This is a genomic window from Bacillus sp. TL12 (assembly GCF_022625245.1).
Classification (GTDB): domain Bacteria; phylum Bacillota; class Bacilli; order Bacillales; family Bacillaceae_G; genus Bacillus_A.
Map to the genome: position 1 here is coordinate 1 of NZ_JAJJBY010000112.1, position 3,264 is coordinate 3,264.

A 3,264-nucleotide genomic window follows, 5' to 3' on the forward strand; every position below is an offset into this window, starting at 1 on the left:
TGAACTTTAGTTCATATAAACGGAAAAACTCTTAAAATATTTTGTACCATGAGTTATCCAGTAGCATTATTAGCAACAGGTGTAACAATTGTGATCGGTGCTGGGATATATGTTGGTAAAAAAATTAATACAAGTAAAGTTAAAAAAGTTGCAGTAAAATTCACTCCTTAAAAAATGCACGATGAAGCTGCAGTAAAAAATCAAAACCTCTCCATAAATACAAGGGTTAGTTTTATTGTTGGTTAGTTACTCAACAGGCTATAAGAAACAATAGATTTTTTTGTAACGTTTTTGTGTTTGGGGAATCTTATATATGAAAGCGTGGTGATAATGTGACAGAATATAATGAGATTTATCAACAATACTTTGGTACGGTTTACAAATATGTTTTTTCTTTGTGTAGAGATGCAACCCTTTCTGAAGAGATAACGCAAGATACTTTTAATGGAAAATGCAAACTAAGTGTTTGGTTGTGCCAAATCGTTAAAAAATTAGTACCTGTCACCACCCGCTGGCTATTTAAACAATACATATTCCAACTAACTTCATACGTGTATGTGTTTCATCAATCATTCCCTTGACTCTCTATTTCTAGTACTGTATAGTACTAATATGAAGAAAAATACACTTAGCAATAAAGATATTGCTCTGCAATCCGCTTTTACATTGTTTCTTACTAAAGGTTTTCTGGCAACAAGTATGGACGACATAGTCGCACATAGCAAAGTTTCAAAAACGAACATTTATTATTATTTTAAGAGCAAGGAGGAGCTGCTGCTCGCTATTGTTAATCAGTTGATAGCACATTACGAGCAGCGAATTAATTATATTGTGTCTCAAACTGAGCTCACCGTTCAGGAGAAATTAGAAGCGGTACTCCACATTTTAAGCGATACTATTGAACAAAATAACTACCTTGGCGGTTGTCCTTTCCTGACTCTGTATACACAGACGCCTATTGACGCGGTTGAAATTAGAGATAGAATCAAGAGTTTTTTTGAAAAACAGCTGCATGGTGTTGAATTGATTTTAGCCCAAGGGATTGCACGACAAGAACTAAAGGAAGAGCTGCCCGTTAAACAAACAGCTATGTTGATTGTCTCCTCTATTGAGGGTGCTCTCTTCTTGGCTCAAGCTTCTAACAACCAAGATATGATCAAAAATTTATTTCCTGCTTTAGCTTCCATGCTAAAGTAATATTTTTAGATATATTAGTACTAGTTAGTACTATAAAATAATAAAGGAGTGTTTTTATTATGAAAATCTTCATGACCGGCGGAACTGGTTATATTGGACATCATTTAATCGCTGAGTTAGCTTCTCAGCATCAGATTTATGCACTTGTACGTCAAAAAAATCGTCTTCTTACCATCATCAATCAACTGGCACCCGATCAACAGAACAACATTGTTCCTGTTATCGGTGATCTAACGCAGCCTCGATTAGGTTTAAGTGATGACAGCTACAAGCAATTACTTGCAACTGATCTAATTATTCATGCAGGAGGTCCAATGAATATTGAGTTGAACCTCAGTGAAGCTGAGCAGTCTTTCCTCGCCCCTGCAAAATCCCTTGCTCGGCTAGCACAGGATATCCACGCTGCAAAAGAATTAAAGCATTTTATCCATGTCGCAGGCTTTATGAGTCCCTATCATGAACAAAATGCATTGTTGGATCTAGATCATTTGCTGGACAATCAACCGCCTTATGAAAAAATGAAGTTTTTAGCAGACTCTTATATACGAAAATCTCTTCATAACATGAGCATTCCCTTATCTACTGTTAATCCTAGTGTAATCGTCGGAGACTCCTTCTCAGGGAAAACAGAACAGATTGGAGGCCTTAGTATCTTAGTCGATGCCGTAAGGCGAAATCTTATGCCGCTTGTTCCAGGCGGCGACGATTATTGGTTACCAATGGTTCATATTGATCATGTGGCTTCGTTTATTTCAAAACTTGCTAATACAGAAGGGTTATCAAGCAATACCTACTATCTTTTAGATTCTAAGCAAGAGAGTCCGTCGATCCGAACTTTCATCAAACTCATGGCACACGAATTGCAGACAACAAAGCCGTTAGGAACTATACCGCTTCCGTTATTGAAAACTGTGCTTAGAATGGGTGCTGGTAAGATGCTTGGTATTCCTAAAGAATCCATGAGTTTTCTTGTTAAGTCGGAATTCCCTGTTTACAGTAAATTAGAAATAGAACAAAGGAACGGCAGAAATTCATTCGTAGTTCCGTCCACGCTCCCTTTTATCATTAGTGATTTGGATTATCGGTTAAATCATTTAGGCCTGAATCAAAATGAGCAGAAAGATTTTAGTCAACGAAGAAGGGCTAACTTAGTTTCGCTAGAGAAAGATAGGAATGAAACGCCTATTATTTTTCTTCATGGGACGTTCAGCAATGCTGATGCCCTTTTGCCCCTCTCACAATTTTTAAGCAGTTTAAATACTTGGTTCGTAGATTTACCTGGATTTGGGCGTACCCCTTATCACCATAATCCTTCTGTGCTAGAAGGCTATGTAGAGAGCATTTCCACTATGATCACTGAGTTGAACAGACCCGTTATATTAGTGGGGCATTCATTTGGCGGATTGATTGCGGCTCAAGTGATGGAACGGCTGCCCTCACTGATCAAACAACTCATTTTATTGCAGCCAGTACTGCATCCTATCCAACCTAAATATAGATTTCGACGTATTACAAGTTTCGTTCTAAAATATATGGATCCCGCCCGTTTGGAAAAAGAGCTACTTCAAGCCAATAGCTTCAGAACATCCAGTCAGTTATTGAGTAATTACGCTCATTCTGTGGTCCGTGATTTAAAATCCCCCCGTATACGTAAAACTAACGCTACGGTCATGTCTTGCTTAACTATATCAAAATCCATTCAGTTAAATCCCGAGACATGGGATAAGAGGAAAATTAAGATACTATGGGGAGCTTTGGACAAAGATCATCATGTCCCAAAGCAGTTTGAACACTTGGATATTACACGTATTCAGTACGGTCATCAGTTTCCTGTTGAATCTCCTGAACTAACTGCTCAATGGATTTCTCAAGCTGTAACAGTATAAAGGTTCTTTTGATAGTATTGATGGAGGTGTGGATTGTCAACACAAATTCAGACTGCTTTTTTAAGGGCTCGTTTTCTGAACTCAACTGGACTTAAATAACCTAAAGTTCCATGAACATGATGATGGTTAAACTGGTTCTGTTGCAAAGTTTGAAAAAAGCATAAACAGGTTGGTAAATGAA

General features: G+C 37.6%; 3 protein-coding genes. All 3 read left to right on the forward strand.

Annotation, left to right across the window (positions count from 1 at the left end):
• Nucleotides 1-48: 48 nt before the first annotated feature.
• The 3 genes from LOK41_RS29055 (at nucleotide 49) to LOK41_RS27680 (ending at nucleotide 3,083) form a co-directional block, all read left to right on the forward strand.
• Nucleotides 49-171 carry a hypothetical protein gene (locus LOK41_RS29055; RefSeq protein ID WP_277818790.1) on the forward strand — a complete coding sequence of 41 codons (123 nt, stop codon included), beginning with the start codon at nucleotides 49-51 and terminating at the stop codon, nucleotides 169-171.
• 441 nt (nucleotides 172-612) lie between these two features.
• Nucleotides 613-1,197: a TetR/AcrR family transcriptional regulator gene (locus tag LOK41_RS27675; protein WP_241819306.1), complete on the forward strand. Its 585-nt coding sequence runs from the start codon at nucleotides 613-615 to the stop codon at nucleotides 1,195-1,197.
• A gap of 59 nt (nucleotides 1,198-1,256) precedes the next feature.
• On the forward strand, nucleotides 1,257-3,083 hold the full coding sequence (locus tag LOK41_RS27680; protein ID WP_241819307.1) for an alpha/beta fold hydrolase: 1,827 nt from the start codon (nucleotides 1,257-1,259) through the stop codon (nucleotides 3,081-3,083).
• Nucleotides 3,084-3,264 lie beyond the last annotated feature (181 nt).